A 14403-nucleotide genomic window follows, 5' to 3' on the forward strand; every position below is an offset into this window, starting at 1 on the left:
CTAAACGCCCATATGTGGACATATGAAGGTATAGAGGGTTATTTCTGGTTGGACGGAAGGCAAGATGGGGCTCCAGCTTTCGTCCCACTGGGCACAGAAGTTGAATTACGCACCGATATGTGCGGCTGGCCACCTCCGCTTAGGATGTGTTCCAATTACCCGCACTTGCTGATTTCTCCCAAGGGCCACAGCCCTGACAAATACGCCGATTCGGGCGAGGTGCGTTCGGTGACAACACAGCTGGGCGAGCGGCAGGCCGTCGAAGGCAACTGGCGCCTGCGCAATTGGCGCGTACGTGCGCGCCTGGTCGCCCTCATCCTGGTGCCGACCGCCGCCGCCGTGCTGCTGGGCGGCGTCCAGGTGCTGTCCTCGACGGGCGCCGCCGCCGACTACGACCGGACGAACCGATTAGCCGTGCTGTCGGAGCAGGTGGGCGACCTGACCCACCAGGTCGCCGGCGAGCGGGCCAAGACCGCCTGGTACATCGCCAGGAACCGGCCCGTGAACGGGCTCGGCGGCGTCCGGTCCCAGATGGACCAGGTGGACGTCGCCATCAGGGACGTACGCGGCACCGCCCAGCAGATCCTGGCCGACGTCGAGGGCCGTACCGCCGACCAGATCGAGAACATGCTCAGCCGCCTGGACGACCTGACCTCGCTGCGCGAGCAGGCCATGGACGCCGACCTGCTGCCCGGCCCGGCCGTCGACCTCTACACGACGGTGATCGGCGACCTTCTCTCCATCCACACCGAACTGATCAAGGGCAGCTCCGACGACGAGCTGTTCCGCCAGACCCGCATGCTGGACGGCCTGGCCAGGGCGAAGGAGAGCGTCTCCTACCAGCAGGCGCTGCTCACCACCGTCCTCGTCGAGGGCGCCTTCGGCCAGGACCAGCTCAAGCGCTTCCTCGGCGAGCTGTCCGCCGAGACCGCCGAGCGCAAGGGCTTCGCCGCCGAGGCCACCGCCGACGAGCGCCGCTTCTTCGACGAGACCGTCAACGGCCGCAGCGCCGACCGCATGCTGTTCCTGCGCGAGCTGGTGCTCATCAGGGCCTCCGCCTCGCTGCCGCTGCGCGGGCTGGACCTGGCCAAACGCGACGACGCCAAGGAGTGGTTCGACGCCTCCAACGTCGTCGTGGACTCCATGCGCAAGGTCGAGCAGCGCCAGGCCGCCGGGATCGTCGCGCGCAGCGCCACGCTCAGCGCCGAGGAGCAGCGGCGGGCGCTGGTCATCGCGGGGGCGGTGCTCGCGCTGCTGGTCGCCGTCCTGCTGATCACCACCGGCGTGGCCAGGTCGCTGGTCCGGCCGCTGCGCAGGCTGCGCGGCGAGGCGCTGGAGATCGCCGGGCGCCGCCTGCCGGACTTCGTCCAGCACCTGCGCGAGTCGCGCGACGGCGCGGTCGACGCCGAGGTGCCGCCCATCGGCATCTTCTCCAAGGACGAGGTCGGCGAGGTCGCCCGCGCCTTCGACGAGGTGCACCGCGAGGCCGTCCGGCTGGCGGGCGACGAGGCGCGGCTGCGCTCCAACGTCAACGCCATGTTCGTCAACCTGTCGCGGCGCAGCCAGACCCTGGTCGAACGGCAGCTCACCCTGATCGAGCGCCTGGAGCGCGGCGAGCGCGACGACGAGCGCCTCGGCGACCTGTTCAAGCTCGACCACCTGGCCACCCGCATGCGCCGCAACAGCGAGAACCTGCTGGTCCTGGCCGGTCAGGAGGCCGCGCGCAAGTGGAGCGAGCCGGTCGAGCTCATGGACATCGTGCGCGCGGCGCTCGGCGAGGTCGAGAGCTACGACCGGGTCAGCGTCCAGGCGCAGTCGGACGTCGCCATCGCCGGGCAGGCCGTCACCGACGTGGTGCACCTGCTGGCCGAGCTGGTGGAGAACTCGGTCTCGTTCTCCTCCAAGGACACCAAGGTGATCATCTCCAGCAGCCGCATCGACGGCGGCGGGCTGATGGTCTCGGTGACCGACAACGGCATCGGCATGACCCCCGAGGAACTGGCCGAGGCCAACTGGCGGCTGGCCCACCCGCCGGTCGTGGACGTGTCCGTGTCGCGGCGGATGGGGCTGTTCGTGGTCGGGCGGCTCGCGCTGCGGCACAGCATCAAGGTGCAGCTCCGCCGCCAGGACATCGGCGGGCTGACCGCGATGGTGCTGATCCCGGAGATGCTGCTCGCCGCGGTGCCCGGCGCGGTGGCCGGGCCCCTGCACGGCTCGATGGCCGCGGCCGCGCACGCCCCGGCCATGTCCGCCATGGGCCGCCCGGACCAGGTGCGCCCCGAGCGCTTCCAGAGCCCCGCCCCCTTCCGAAGCGCCGACCCCTTCCAGAGCGCCGACCCGTTCCAGAGCGCCGACCCCTTCCACAGCGCCGAGCCTGTCCAGAGTGCCGACCCCTTCCACAGCGCCGAGCCTGTCCAGAGTGCCGAGCCCTTCCACAGCGCCGAGCCGTACGCGCCGCCCACGGCACCGATGCCCGCCTACGGGCACCCGTCGTTCGACCCCATGCCGGCCGCGTCCGAGTCGTCGTGGTTCACCTCGTCCGCCTCGCAGTCGGTCGAGCAGCCGGAGCCGTCCGGCGGGTCGTACCCGTCGTTCGCCACCGGGCCCCAGCCGGCCGGGGCCGAGCCGGCGGCCGGGAGCGAGTTCCTGCCGATCTTCGCCTCGGTCGAGGAGAGCAGCTGGTTCAGCAAGGCCGCGCCGACCGCCGACCGGCGGGACCCGGCCTGGTCCTCGCCCGCCGACCAGGGCTGGCAGGCGGCGAACACGACCGCCGAGCCCGCCCAGGGCGGCACCACGAACTCCGGCCTGCCCAAGCGCACGCCGCGGGCGAATCTGGTGCCGGGCGCCGCGGTTCCCCAGCCGCCGCCCGCGCCGGTTCCGCCGCCGTCCCCCGACCGGCTGCGCAGCCGGCTGGCCAGCTACCAGCAGGGCGTGCGCAAGGGCCGAGCCGAGCTAGAGGAGGACTGATGAAGGAACTGAGCCAGGGGGCCAGGGACATCAACTGGCTGGTGAGCGCGTTCGTCGAGGAGGTGCCCGGCGTGGCCCACGCCGTGGTCGTCTCCGCCGACGGCCTGCCGATGGCCTTCTCCCGCGGCTTCCCCAAGGACCGCGCCGACCAGCTCGCCGCCATCGCGGCCGGGCTGGTCAGCCTGACGCAGGGGTCGGCGCGGGTCTTCGAGGGCGGCGGCGTCACGCAGACCCTGGTGGAGATGGAACGCGGGCTGCTGCTGGTGATGTCGATCAGCGACGGGTCGTGCCTGGCGGTGCTGGCCGCGCCGGACTGCGACATGGGCCTGGTGGCGTACCAGATGACGATTCTGGTCGAACGCACGGGGCAGGTGCTGACCCCTGCCGTACGGGCGGAGTTGTCATCCGCGCGCCCCTGGTGATGGGAGTGGACGTTGGCATCGTGGCATGACGGGGAGCCGGAGCCCCAGCGCAGCTCGCTGGTGCGCATGTACGCCGTCACCGGCGGCAGGACGGCGCCGCGCACCGGCCTGGCCATGGAGGCGCTGGTCTCGTCGGCGACCTCGGCCCGGCTCGGCATGACCTACACCCGCGAGTACCGCGCGATCAGCGAGCTGTGCCGCCAGGTGCGCTCGGTGGCAGAGATCTCCGCGCTGCTGGCCGTGCCGCTCGGCGTGGCGCGGGTGCTGGTCGCCGACATGGAGGCCGACGGGCTGGTCAAGGTCTACCAGCCGCAGCTTGAGGCCGGGCTGCCGGACCGCAGGCTGCTGGAGAGGGTCCTGAGTGGACTTCGCCGGCTCTAGCCCAGCGCTCACCTCGACGAAGATCGTCGTGGCGGGCGGGTTCGGCGTGGGGAAGACCACCTTCGTCGGCGCGGTGTCGGAGATCGTGCCGCTGACGACCGAGGCCGTGCTGACGGACGCCTCCTCCGGCATCGACGACCTCGCGCACACGCCGGGCAAGTCCACCACCACGGTCGCCATGGACTTCGGCCGCGTCTCGCTCGAACGCGACCTGATCCTCTACCTGTTCGGCACGCCGGGCCAGCACCGGTTCTGGTTCATGTGGGACGACCTGGTGCGCGGCGCGATCGGCGCGGTCGTGCTGGTGGACACCCGCCGCCTGGCCGACAGCTTCCCGGCCGTCGACTACTTCGAGGAGGCCGGGCTGCCCTTCGTCGTCGGCCTGAACGGCTGGGACGGGCGGTTCCCGCACGTGGAGAGCGAGGTGCGCGAGGCGCTCACGCTCTCACCGCAGGTGCCCATCGTGCGCACGGACGCCCGTGCCCGCCAGTCGGTCAAGAACACCCTGATCACGCTGCTCGAACACGTGATCGGCGCCCGCCCCTACTGAGCGTTCCACCAGTAGGCGGCCACCAGCTCGGCCACCAGCGTCTCGGTGAGCAGCGCCACGCCGGGGTCGTCGTCGTGCGCGTAGCGGATCGCCGCCGCCGCGTCCTTCACCTCGCCGCCCACGGAGATCACCGTGGAGCCGCGCTCGCGCACCCAGTCCATGGCCTGCTCGTCGTAGCGGGAGCCGGGGAACAGCAGCGCCCGGTAGTCGAGGGTCTTGGTGAGGTAGACGTCGACGTGCGACCAGTCGCCCGCCTCGCAGGCGTCGGCCGCGCGGCGCGGGCCCTCGCGGAACATCAGCGCCGACTGCTCGGCCGACGACAGCCGCTCGGCGGGGGCGATCGTGTAGACGCCGTGGGGCCCGTCGAGGAGCTCCATGGTCAGCGGGAGCCAATCGTCGCGGCGGTCCAGGAGGTCGCGGGTGGCCTCGGCGGCCCGGGTGAGCAGGGCGGGCAGGTCGCCGCCGGCCCCGGCGAGCCGGGCTTCGAGCGCCAGCAGCAGGGCCAGGGTGTGCTGGAACGTCCGGCAGGCCACGCCGCCGCGCTCCTCGCCCGCCTCCATGGGGACGACCAGGTCGGCCGCCTCGGTGACGGGCGAGCCGGGCACGTTGGTGATCGCGGCCACGTACGACGGGCCCCCGGCGTAGCGGGCGAGGGCGTCGAGGGTCTCGCGGCTGCCGCCGGTGGCCGAGATCGGCACGACCAGCGTGTCCGGCCCGGCCGGGTAGGTCGCCGCGGCCGAGGCGTAGTCGGCGTAGGCGTCCACGCCGGCCGCGCGCAGGCGCAGCGCCGCCACCCCGGCGGCGTACCGGGAGCTGCCCATGCCGAGGAACAGCACCCGGCGCACGCCCTCGGGCAGCCCGGCGAAGGGGTCGGCCGCGCGCAGCCCGTCGGCGAGGGCGGCCAGGGCGGCGGGCTTGGCCTCCAGGTCGGCCAGGTAGAGCTCGGGATTCACGGCAGGTTCTCCTCGGGGTACCAGGTGCGCAGCACGCCCATGGGGGCGTAGCGCCAGCGGGGCAGGTGGCGGGCGGCGTAGATCAGCTCGCGGCACTCCTGCTCGACCTCGAACGGGCGGATCAGGGTCTCGTCCAGCAGGTCGGACCGGCCGAGGCCGGACAGGCGGTCGCGGTAGGCGTCCAGCAGGCCGGCCCGGGACCGCGCCGCCCAGGCCGCGGCGTGGGCGGGCGGGGTGCCCCGGCGCCTGACGGCGACCTGGGCCACGTGCTCCAGGCTCGTGGTGAGCTGGGCGACGTCCCTGGCGGCCGGCTGGCGCACGCCGGTGTCGGCCACGGTCGGGTTGCCGTCGAAGTCGATCACGGCGTAGCCGTCGCGCCACCGCAGGATCTGGCCCACGTGCAGGTCGCCGTGGATCCTGATCGCCGGGCCCGCGAAGCCGGCGCGCAGCGGCTCCAGCTCGGCGGCCAGGGCGCCGGCCCGCGCGGCCAGCCACTCGCCGTCGGCGCCGCCGGTGAGGGCCAGCGCCTCGGCCAGCGCGTCCGCGGCCCGCGCCGCCGGGTCGGCCTGCCGCGCGGACGAGCCGCCGGGCAGGGTGGACAGCGCGACGTGCAGGTCGGCGGCCAGCCGGCCGAGCTCGCCGGCGAACCGCGTGCCGCCGGACTCGGCCTCGTCCACGCACCACTCCCAGCCGTCGCGCGCCTCGGGCAGGTAGCCCGTCACCAGCGCGAGCAGCTCCTCGCCGGCGTCCGAGGCGCGGGTCAGCGCCAGGTACGGGGGCGCGGTGCCGGTGAAGCCGACCTCGACGAGGTGGGCGAAGATCTCGGGCGTCGGGTGGGGGAGCGGGACCGGCGGGGCCAGCCACTTGACGACCATCCGCTCGTCCACCACGACCGAGTGGTTGGTCTGGTCGACGTGCGGCCCGAAGCCGCGCTCGGCGGCCGTCGCCGCGAGGACGGGAAGGTCATGGAACCGGCGGACGGCGAACGGGGGCGGCGGGTCGTGCGCCAGCGCCCGCAGCAGGCTCGTGGACAGGCCGTGATCCCGGTCGGAGACGGGCTCCACCGCGAGGGCGGCGAGCCGGGGCGCAATTGAATCCCAGTTCAACAGATTGACCATGGTTCCCGATCGACGTGTGGAAGGAAGTCTCGCTCAAGTTGATATCCGCTGCAACTTCGCCCTCTTCTGAGCCCGTCCGCGCATTAGGGGAAAAGCGCCCGCCGCCGGTCAGGAGGGTACGGACCCGCCCCCGGTGCTCACTCCGGCCTCCCGGGCGAAGCCTTCACTGACGGGCCGGGCGCCACGTGCCGGCGACCGGCATCCCGCTTCGGATGGATCCCGATCCTTCGCCCGTTTCCTGAGCACCCGCCAGGGATCGCGCGCTCCCGAGCCGATAGATTACGGCTGGGAGAGATGGCGCGAAGAGCGCGGCCCAAAGGCGGTCCGTACGCGAGGTGAGAGGTCCCTCACGGACCGGGATGAGGCGACTCCGTTATTGAATCTCGATTCAACACTCTGATCAAACTTCCTGGTAGCAATGTCGGGAAAAGTCTTGCTCATGTTGATTTCTGCTGCAACACTCCTGCTCTGGTCTGCCGTGTCCAGTAAGGTCGCGCGACCCCTCAATCCTCAGCACCAGAAGGAGTAGCGGCCGTGTCCCGTAACCGGTTCACCCGTCGTCTTCCGGCCGCCGTGGCGGTGGCCGGCCTCGCGCTAGCCGTCGCGGCGTGCGGCGGCGGGTCGTCGAGCAGCTCAGACGGCACGACCGCGGCCAAGGCCGAACAGCTCCAGCCCAACGCCGACCTGACCAAGCAGTCGCTCCAGGTGACCGTCTGGCCGGGCTACACCCCGGAGGAGCTGCCCGAGAAGGTCAAGCAGCAGCTCAAGGTCAAGGAGATGGGGATCACCAACCACGACACGAACGAGCTGGCGATGGCCAAGCTGACCGCCTCCGGCGACAGCGGCATCGACGTGGCGTTCGTGTCCGGCCAGTACGCCCAGGCGCTCAACGCCCAGGGCCTGCTGGAGCCCATCCACGCCGAGCTGATCCCCAACCTGGCCAATCTCTACCCCGAGGCCACCCAGCTCTCCTACGACAAGGGCAACAAGTACTCGGTGCCCTACACCTGGGGCACGACCGGCATCTGCTACCGCAGCGACCTGGTGAAGACGCCGCCGACGAGCTGGAACGACATCCTCAAGCCCGCGTCCTGGGCCGAGAAGAAGGTCACCATGATGACCACCGAGCGCTGGCTGGTCCTGCCCGCGCTCAAGGCGCTCGGCTACTCGGTCAACACCGAGAAGGACGAGGAGATCGCCAAGGCCAAGGAGCTCCTGGTCTCGCAGAAGCCGCACCTGCTGCGCTACGACGACACCACCTTCGGCGACCGGCTGAAGTCCGGCGAGGCCATCATGGTCGAGGCGTGGGACGGCTGGTGCCCGACCACGGACGAGAAGCAGAACATCAAGTTCGTGGTGCCGAAGGAGGGCAGCGACCTCTGGGTGGACACCATGGTGATCATGAAGTCCTCCAAGAACAAGGAGGCGGCCCACGCCTTCATCAACATGATCCTCGACCCGGAGATCCACCGCTGGGCGGCCGAGAACATCAACTACAAGGTCCCCAACAAGGCCGCCATGGACAAGGTGACCATCCCCAAGGGCTCGCTGCTGGACATCAAGCCGGCGGAGCTGCTCAACGGTGAGTCGATCATCGACCTGGGACAGGCGTCGACCAAGTTCAGCCGCCTGTCGCAGGAAGTCACGGCCGGATAGTCGTTGGTGCAGTGAGATCCGAGGTCAAGGCCCGGCCGGTGTCCCGTAAGCGGGGTCGCCGGCTGGGCGCGTTCGTTTTCCTTTCGCCAGGTCTGACGTACCTGGTCGTGCTCCTTCTCGTGCCGCTGGCGCTGGTGCTCAGCTACACCGTCTTCCAGCGGGGGCGCTTCGGGGGCATCGTCTACGAGTTCACGCTGGAGAACTTCCAGCGCCTGTTCGATTCGCTCTACCTGAACGTCGTGGGCGACTCGCTGAAGATGGCGACGATCGCCACCCTGATCGCGTTGCTGCTCGGCTACCCGACGGCGTACCTGATCGCCCAGCTCCCGTCGAAGTGGAAGACGATCGCCCTGGTGGCGATCGTGCTGCCCTTCTGGACGAACTTCATCATCCGCGTCTACGCGTGGATCATCATGCTCAGCAGTCAGGGGCTGCTCAGCTCACTGCTGGGCAAGGAGATGGAGCTGCTGTACACCCAGGGCGCGATCGTCACCGGGCTGCTCTACTCGTACCTGCCGCTCATGGTGCTGCCGTTGTACTCATCGATCGAGAAGCTCGACCCGCAGTTGCGCGAGGCGTCGGCGAACCTCGGGGCCTCGGCGTTCACCACGTTCCGGAAGGTGACGCTGCCGCTGACCCTGCCCGGCGCGCTGACCGGGGCGATGTTCGTGTTCGTGCCGAGCTTCGGCAACTTCGTCATCCCCGAGATGCTCGGCGGCAACAAGTCCATCATGGTGGGGAACCTGATCCGCAACCAGTTCCTGGTCGCGCGCGACTGGCCGTTCGGCTCGGCGCTGGTGCTGGCGCTGATCGCGGTGCTGATCCTGCTGCTGCTCGTGCAGGCGTGGGCGGCCCGCCGTGCGTAGACCCAAGCTGCTGTACGTGCCCTTCTGGGCGACCTACGCCTTCCTGTACGTGCCGATCATCGTCCTGGTCGTCATGTCGTTCAACTCCGGCAAGTCGGCCTACACCTACGAGGGCTTCAGCCTGAAGTGGTACGGCGAGCTGGCCGCCGACGAGAAGATCAGAGAGGGCCTGGTCAACACGCTGATCGTGGCCGCGGGCTCGACGGCGATCGCCACCGTGCTCGGCACGCTGCTGGCCGTCGGCCTGGCCCGGTACACCAGGTCGAAGATCCTCGACGCGATCTCGCTCATGCCGGCCGTGCTGCCCGACCTGGTGCTCGGGATCGGGCTGCTGGTCCTGTACGCCATGATCAACACTTTCCTGGCCCAGTGGGACGCCCAGTTCGCGCTCGGCCTGCCCACGGTGACCATCGCGCACGCCGTGTTCTCGATGGCGTTCGTCGCGGCGGTGGTGCGCACCCGGCTCACCAACGCCGACACCTCGCTGGAGGAGGCCTCGCGCGACCTGGGTGCCGGGCCGGTGGTCACGTTCATGAAGGTCACGCTGCCGCAGCTGGTGCCGGGGATCGTCGCCGGGGCCCTGCTGGCGTTCACGCTGTCGCTGGACGAGTTCGTGATCGCCTTCTTCACGATCGGCAACGCCGAGCCGACGCTGCCGATCGTCATCTACTCAATGGTTCGTTTCGGGGTGACCCCGAAGATCAACGCGCTGGCCGCGATCCTGCTCCTCGTGAGCTTCACGGCGGTGATCGCCGGGCAGCGGATGACCAAGATCGGGAAATCACGTGCTCAGGATTGACGGGGTCACCCGCAGGTTCGGTGACGTCACCGCGCTCGACGGCGTCTCGCTGGAGATCGAGCAGGGCGAGTTCTTCGCCCTGCTCGGGCCCTCCGGCTGCGGCAAGACCACGCTGCTGCGCATCATCGCCGGGTTCGAGACGCCGGACGCCGGCGCGGTCACGCTCGACGGCGAGGACCTGCTGTCCAAGCAGCCCAACCGGCGGCCGATCAGCCTCATGTTCCAGTCGTACGCGCTGTTCCCGCACATGACCGTGGCCAAGAACGTGGCCTACGGCCTGGAGCGGGAGAAGCTGCCCCGGCAGGAGATCAAGCAGCGGGTCGGCGAGGTGCTGGAGACCGTGGGCCTGTCGGCGCACGCCTCGCGCAAGCCCGCCCAGCTGTCCGGCGGCCAGCGGCAGCGGGTCGCGCTGGCCCGTTCCATCGTCAAGCGGCCGCGGCTGCTGCTGCTCGACGAGCCGCTGTCGGCCCTGGACAAGAAGGTCCGCGCGGACATGCAGCTGGAGCTCAAGCGGCTGCAGAGCGAGGTGGGCATCACCTTCGTGGTCGTCACGCACGACCAGGAGGAGGCCATGTCGCTGGCCGACCGCATCGCGGTCTTCGACAGCGGCACCGTGCGCCAGGTGGACGCCCCCGTGGCCCTGTACGAGCGCCCGCGCTCGCCGTTCGTGGCCGACTTCGTCGGGGCGAACAACCTGTTCGAGGGCGTCTGCACCGGCCTGGACGGGATCAAGAGCGAGGAGTTCGGCATGCTGGCCGGCACCCCGCTCGAAGACCTGGCAGCCGACAGCAAGGCGCTGCTCGCGGTGCGGCCCGAGAAGATCGAGCTGGCCGACGAGAACGCGGCGCGGGGCCTGAAGGGCAGCGTCCTGGACGTGAGCTTCTACGGCGGCGTCTCGCACATCTCCGTGGACGTGCCGGGACGGGCCAAGCCCGTGCTCGCCGCGGTGCAGGGGGCGAGCACGGTGCAGCCCGGCGCCAAGGTGAAGGTGCGCTGGGAGGCCCAGGACGCCGTCATCATGGCGGTCGATCAATGAGCCAGGTCGTTGCCCGTCGCCGCCCGCGCGTACGACAGGATCAGCTCGGCCGCCTCGTCGGGGCCGATCAGCGGATGCCTGGCGGTGATGCGGTAGCCGTAGGCGTCCTCCAGGGCCACCAGGTTGCGCGCGACGGTCACGGAGTCGGCCGTCAGCCGGAAGACCCCGAGCGCGGCCCCGGTGTCCAGGATCGCCTGGTACATCGAGACCTGGCGGTCGTACAGCGAGGTGAGCAGCACGCCGTAGACCCGGTTGCGGCCCGCGGCGCCGCCCAGCTCGTTGAGCAGGCGGACGTCGGGGTCGAGCGGCCCGGTCGGCAACCCCGACCGGATCGTGACGACCAGCTTCTCGACCGGGTCGGTGAAGTCGGCCAGGCGGCGCATGCGCAGCTCGTAGAACCGCTCCATGCCCGCGTGCTGCGCCTCGACCAGCAGTTCGCCCAGGTCGGGGTAGTGGTAGAGCACGGCTCCGGAGGTCAGACCGGCCTCCTCGGCGACGTGCGAGAGCTGTACACCGTCGATGCCGTGGCGGATGATGGCTCGGCGCGCGGCCTCGATCAAGTCGATGCGCCGGTCACTACGGCTTTTGCGCTGGGCCACGACCACCACCCCCCGTGCGTTTGGTCACCATTCAGATCGGCCGTGACCATAGTGCACTTAACTTGCGCTTCACGCTAGATGAGTATTTGAATTCCTCTTCAATTTGACGAGTTCCCCCGGAGTTCACGATGTCCCTCACCATCCTGTTCATGCCAGAGAGCGCGTACGGCCCCACGAACAACTGCATCGGCATCGGCGACATTCTCCGCCGTCGCGGGCACCGCGTCGTCTTCGCCGCGGAGTCGTCCTGGAAGGGCAAGCTCGAAGCGCTCGGCTTCGAGGAGGACCTCGTCGACCTGGCGCCGCCGCCCGAGAACGCCGAGGAGCAGGACGCCGGCCAGTTCTGGAAGGACTTCATCCGCGAGACCGCGCCGGAGTACCGCAAGAGCACGCTGGAGCAGCTCGACACCGTCACCAAGCCCATCTGGGACTCCCTCATCGACGGCGCCAAGTACTGCGAGCCGCAGCTCAAGGCCATCATCGAGCGCGTGAACCCGGACGTGATCGTCGAGGACAACGTGATCACGTTCCCGGCGCTGCTCACGGCGGGCAAGAAGTTCGTCCGCATCGTCTCCTGCAACCCGCTGGAGGTGCGCGGCGAGAACGTCGCGCCGGTCTTCTCCGGCCTGCCCGCCGACGACCGCTCCGGCTGGGACGCCTTCCGCGCCGAGTACGAGCGCACCCACCGCGAGATCTGGACCGCCTTCAACGAGTGGTGCGTCGAGCAGGGCGCCGCCCCGCTGCCCGACCTGGACTTCATCCACGAGGGCGACCTGAACCTCTACGTCTTCCCCGAGATCCTCGACTACACCGACGCCCGCCCGCTCGGCCCGAGCTGGCACCGGCTCGACTCCTCGGTGCGCGAGACCGACGAGGACTTCACGCTGCCCTTCCAGCGCAACGACGGCTCGCTGATCTACTTCTCGCTCGGCTCGCTCGGCTCCTCCGACGTGGAGCTGATGCAGCGCGTGATCGACATCCTGGCCGGCACGCGGCACCAGTACATCGTCTCCAAGGGCCCGCTGCACGAGGAGATCAAGCTCGCCGACAACATGTACGGCGCCGAGTTCCTGCCGCAGACGAAGATCATCCCCCTGTGCGACCTGGTCATCACGCACGGCGGCAACAACACCACCACCGAGGCGGCGCACTTCGGCAAGCCGATGATCGTGCTGCCGCTGTTCTGGGACCAGTACGACAACGCCCAGCGGGTGGACGAGCTGGGCTACGGTGTCAGGCTTTCGACCTACACCTTCACCGACGAGGAGCTGACCGGCGCCGTGGAGCGCCTGCTCGGCGACACCGAGATGCGCGCGAGGCTCGCCGCGGCGGGCGAGGAGATCCGCCGCCGCGACGGACTGCGCAAGGCCGCCGACCTGATCGAACAGCTCGGCCAGTAGGGATTTCGAGGACTTTCCATGCGTGAACTGATCAACCCCGCCACCGGCCTCCCGTGCGCCGAGATCGCGGACACCCCGGTGGCCGACGTGGCGGCGGCCGTCCGGACCGCCCGGGGCGCGTTCGAGGAGTGGGCGCAGACCACCCCCGCCGAGCGCCAGCGGCTGCTGCTGCGCCTGGCCGACCTGGTGGAGGCCGACGCCGAGGAGCTGACCCGGCTGGAGGTGGAGGAGACCGGCAAGCCGGCGGCCGTCTTCAGGGACGGCGAGCTGCCCTTCGCCGTCGACAACCTGCGCTTCTTCGCCGGCGCCGCCCGCTCGCTCGAAGGGTCGGGGGCCGGGGTGTTCAGCGCCGGTTACACCTCGGTGCTGCTGCGCCGTCCGGTCGGGGTGGTGGGGTCGATCGCGCCGTGGAACTTCCCGTTCGTCATGGCGGTGTGGAAGGTCGGCCCGGCCGTGGCCGCCGGGAACGCCGTGGTCATCAAGCCGGCGCCGCAGACGCCGCGGACGACGCTGCGCCTGGCCGAGCTGTTTGCCAAGGCGGGCGCGCCCGAAGGGCTCGTCCAGGCGGTCACCGGCGACGCCGAGGTCGGCCAGGCGCTGGTGACCGACCCGGGCGTGGACATGGTCAGCGTCACCGGCTCGACCGGCACCGGCCGGGCGGTCATGACCGGCGCGGCGGCCACGCTCAAGCGGGTGCACCTCGAACTCGGCGGCAAGGCGCCCGCCCTGGTCTTCCAGGACGCCGACCTGGCCGAGATGGCCCGCGGCGTGGCCATGGGCGCCACGTACAACACCGGCCAGGACTGCACCGCGGCCACCCGCGTCTACGTCGCCCGCGAGATCTACGACGACGCCGTGGAGGCCATCCGGGCGACGCTCGCCGAGATCACCGTGGGCGACCCCTGGGACCCGGCGACCGACATCGGCCCGCTGATCTCGGCCGCCCACCGCGAGCGCGTGCACGGCTTCGTCGCGCGCTCGGGCGGACGGATCGTGCACGGCGGCGCGCCCGTCGAGGGCCCCGGGTTCTTCTACCCGCCGACGCTTGTGACCGATGTCGCACAGGACAGCGAGATCGTCCAAGGTGAACTTTTCGGACCGGTCCTTGTGGCGCTGCCGTTCGACGGCGAGGACGAGGCCGTCCGGCTGGCCAACGACACCCCCTACGGGCTGGCCTCGTCGGTGTGGTCGCGCGACGTCGCGCGGGCGATGCGCGTGTCGCACCGGCTCGACGTGGGCGTGACCTGGGTGAACGATCATCTGCCGATCGCCAGCGAGGCGCCGCACGGCGGCGTGAAGGGCAGCGGGTTCGGCAAGGACATGAGCCAGGAGGCGGTGCAGGAGTATTCGGTGACGCGTCACCTCATGGTCAAGCACGCGGCGCCCGTGGAGCGGGATTCGTTCCGGCCCGCCTGAAAACGTGTACGGCGATATGACGCCCAAAGTGTCGCTTTGGGTGCATTTAGTGGGAAATGTGCGGTTGGCCGTCTGGTACGGACTGTGTTCCAATTACCCAGCCGGACAGAATCCCATGCGCCACACGCGTGTCTGATTTCTTTCGAGCACGTACCGGCGAGAGGTAGCGAGAGTCAGTGAGGACGGAAAACCCCAGGCACACGAGGTCAGGGGAGTACACAGGCGGAAGGTTCCGGCTGG

Annotated in this window: 13 protein-coding genes; 10 read left to right on the forward strand and 3 right to left on the reverse strand. The window is 70.1% G+C overall.

Annotation, left to right across the window (positions count from 1 at the left end; all coding sequences use genetic code 11):
• The first annotated feature begins 228 nt into the window (after window positions 1-228).
• The 4 genes from ACIBQ8_RS29885 to ACIBQ8_RS29900 all read left to right on the forward strand — a co-directional run bounded on the left by ACIBQ8_RS29885 (window position 229) and on the right by ACIBQ8_RS29900 (window position 4320).
• A complete protein-coding gene (locus tag ACIBQ8_RS29885; protein ID WP_397193502.1) occupies window positions 229-2967 on the forward strand; it encodes a nitrate- and nitrite sensing domain-containing protein in 2739 nt (912 codons plus the stop codon).
• The gene (locus tag ACIBQ8_RS29890; protein WP_352321436.1) at window positions 2967-3389 is read left to right on the forward strand and encodes a roadblock/LC7 domain-containing protein; all 423 of its coding nucleotides are present in this window, start codon (window positions 2967-2969) and stop codon (window positions 3387-3389) included. The genes ACIBQ8_RS29885 and ACIBQ8_RS29890 overlap by 1 nt, the downstream gene beginning before the upstream one ends.
• 66 nt (window positions 3390-3455) lie before the next feature.
• The gene (locus ACIBQ8_RS29895) at window positions 3456-3770 is read left to right on the forward strand and encodes a DUF742 domain-containing protein (protein WP_229824241.1); all 315 of its coding nucleotides are present in this window, start codon (window positions 3456-3458) and stop codon (window positions 3768-3770) included.
• Window positions 3751-4320 carry a GTP-binding protein gene (locus tag ACIBQ8_RS29900; RefSeq protein WP_397169485.1) on the forward strand — a complete coding sequence of 190 codons (570 nt, stop codon included), beginning with the start codon at window positions 3751-3753 and terminating at the stop codon, window positions 4318-4320. Before ACIBQ8_RS29895 ends, ACIBQ8_RS29900 begins: the two co-directional genes overlap by 20 nt.
• Here ACIBQ8_RS29900 and ACIBQ8_RS29905 read toward each other — a convergent pair.
• Complete coding sequence (locus tag ACIBQ8_RS29905) at window positions 4314-5273, reverse strand: SIS domain-containing protein (RefSeq protein WP_397193503.1); 960 nt, start codon at window positions 5271-5273, stop codon at window positions 4314-4316. The two genes, ACIBQ8_RS29900 and ACIBQ8_RS29905, sit on opposite strands and share 7 nt — an antisense overlap.
• On the reverse strand, window positions 5270-6379 hold the full coding sequence (locus ACIBQ8_RS29910; RefSeq protein ID WP_397193504.1) for a hypothetical protein: 1110 nt from the start codon (window positions 6377-6379) through the stop codon (window positions 5270-5272). Before ACIBQ8_RS29910 ends, ACIBQ8_RS29905 begins: the two co-directional genes overlap by 4 nt.
• Before the next feature lie 546 nt (window positions 6380-6925).
• On the opposite strand from ACIBQ8_RS29910, the gene ACIBQ8_RS29915 reads away from it, so the two are divergent.
• The 4 genes from ACIBQ8_RS29915 to ACIBQ8_RS29930 all read left to right on the forward strand — a co-directional run bounded on the left by ACIBQ8_RS29915 (window position 6926) and on the right by ACIBQ8_RS29930 (window position 10748).
• Window positions 6926-8047 (forward strand): spermidine/putrescine ABC transporter substrate-binding protein, encoded by a 1122-nt coding sequence (locus ACIBQ8_RS29915; protein ID WP_357971184.1) that lies wholly within the window; start codon window positions 6926-6928, stop codon window positions 8045-8047.
• Window positions 8048-8154: 107 nt separating this feature from the next.
• Window positions 8155-8913 (forward strand): ABC transporter permease, encoded by a 759-nt coding sequence (locus tag ACIBQ8_RS29920; protein ID WP_397169482.1) that lies wholly within the window; start codon window positions 8155-8157, stop codon window positions 8911-8913.
• Complete coding sequence (locus ACIBQ8_RS29925) at window positions 8906-9712, forward strand: ABC transporter permease (protein ID WP_397169480.1); 807 nt, start codon at window positions 8906-8908, stop codon at window positions 9710-9712. Before ACIBQ8_RS29920 ends, ACIBQ8_RS29925 begins: the two co-directional genes overlap by 8 nt.
• Entirely contained in the window at window positions 9699-10748 is a 1050-nt protein-coding gene (locus ACIBQ8_RS29930; protein WP_397169479.1) for an ABC transporter ATP-binding protein, read from the forward strand. The genes ACIBQ8_RS29925 and ACIBQ8_RS29930 overlap by 14 nt, the downstream gene beginning before the upstream one ends.
• On the opposite strand, the gene ACIBQ8_RS29935 is transcribed toward ACIBQ8_RS29930, so the two are convergent.
• Complete coding sequence (locus ACIBQ8_RS29935) at window positions 10742-11347, reverse strand: TetR family transcriptional regulator (protein WP_352350268.1); 606 nt, start codon at window positions 11345-11347, stop codon at window positions 10742-10744. The genes ACIBQ8_RS29930 and ACIBQ8_RS29935 overlap by 7 nt on opposite strands.
• Window positions 11348-11475: 128 nt before the next feature.
• On the opposite strand from ACIBQ8_RS29935, the gene ACIBQ8_RS29940 reads away from it, so the two are divergent.
• Both ACIBQ8_RS29940 and ACIBQ8_RS29945 read left to right on the forward strand, forming a co-directional pair.
• The gene (locus ACIBQ8_RS29940; RefSeq protein ID WP_397169477.1) at window positions 11476-12747 is read left to right on the forward strand and encodes a glycosyltransferase; all 1272 of its coding nucleotides are present in this window, start codon (window positions 11476-11478) and stop codon (window positions 12745-12747) included.
• 18 nt (window positions 12748-12765) lie between these two features.
• Window positions 12766-14163, forward strand: coding sequence for an aminobutyraldehyde dehydrogenase (locus tag ACIBQ8_RS29945; protein WP_397169475.1), 1398 nt, complete (start codon window positions 12766-12768; stop codon window positions 14161-14163).
• Window positions 14164-14403 lie beyond the last annotated feature (240 nt).

Source organism: Nonomuraea sp. NPDC049646 (assembly GCF_044465525.1).
In the GTDB taxonomy this organism is placed as follows: Bacteria; Actinomycetota; Actinomycetes; order Streptosporangiales; family Streptosporangiaceae; genus Nonomuraea.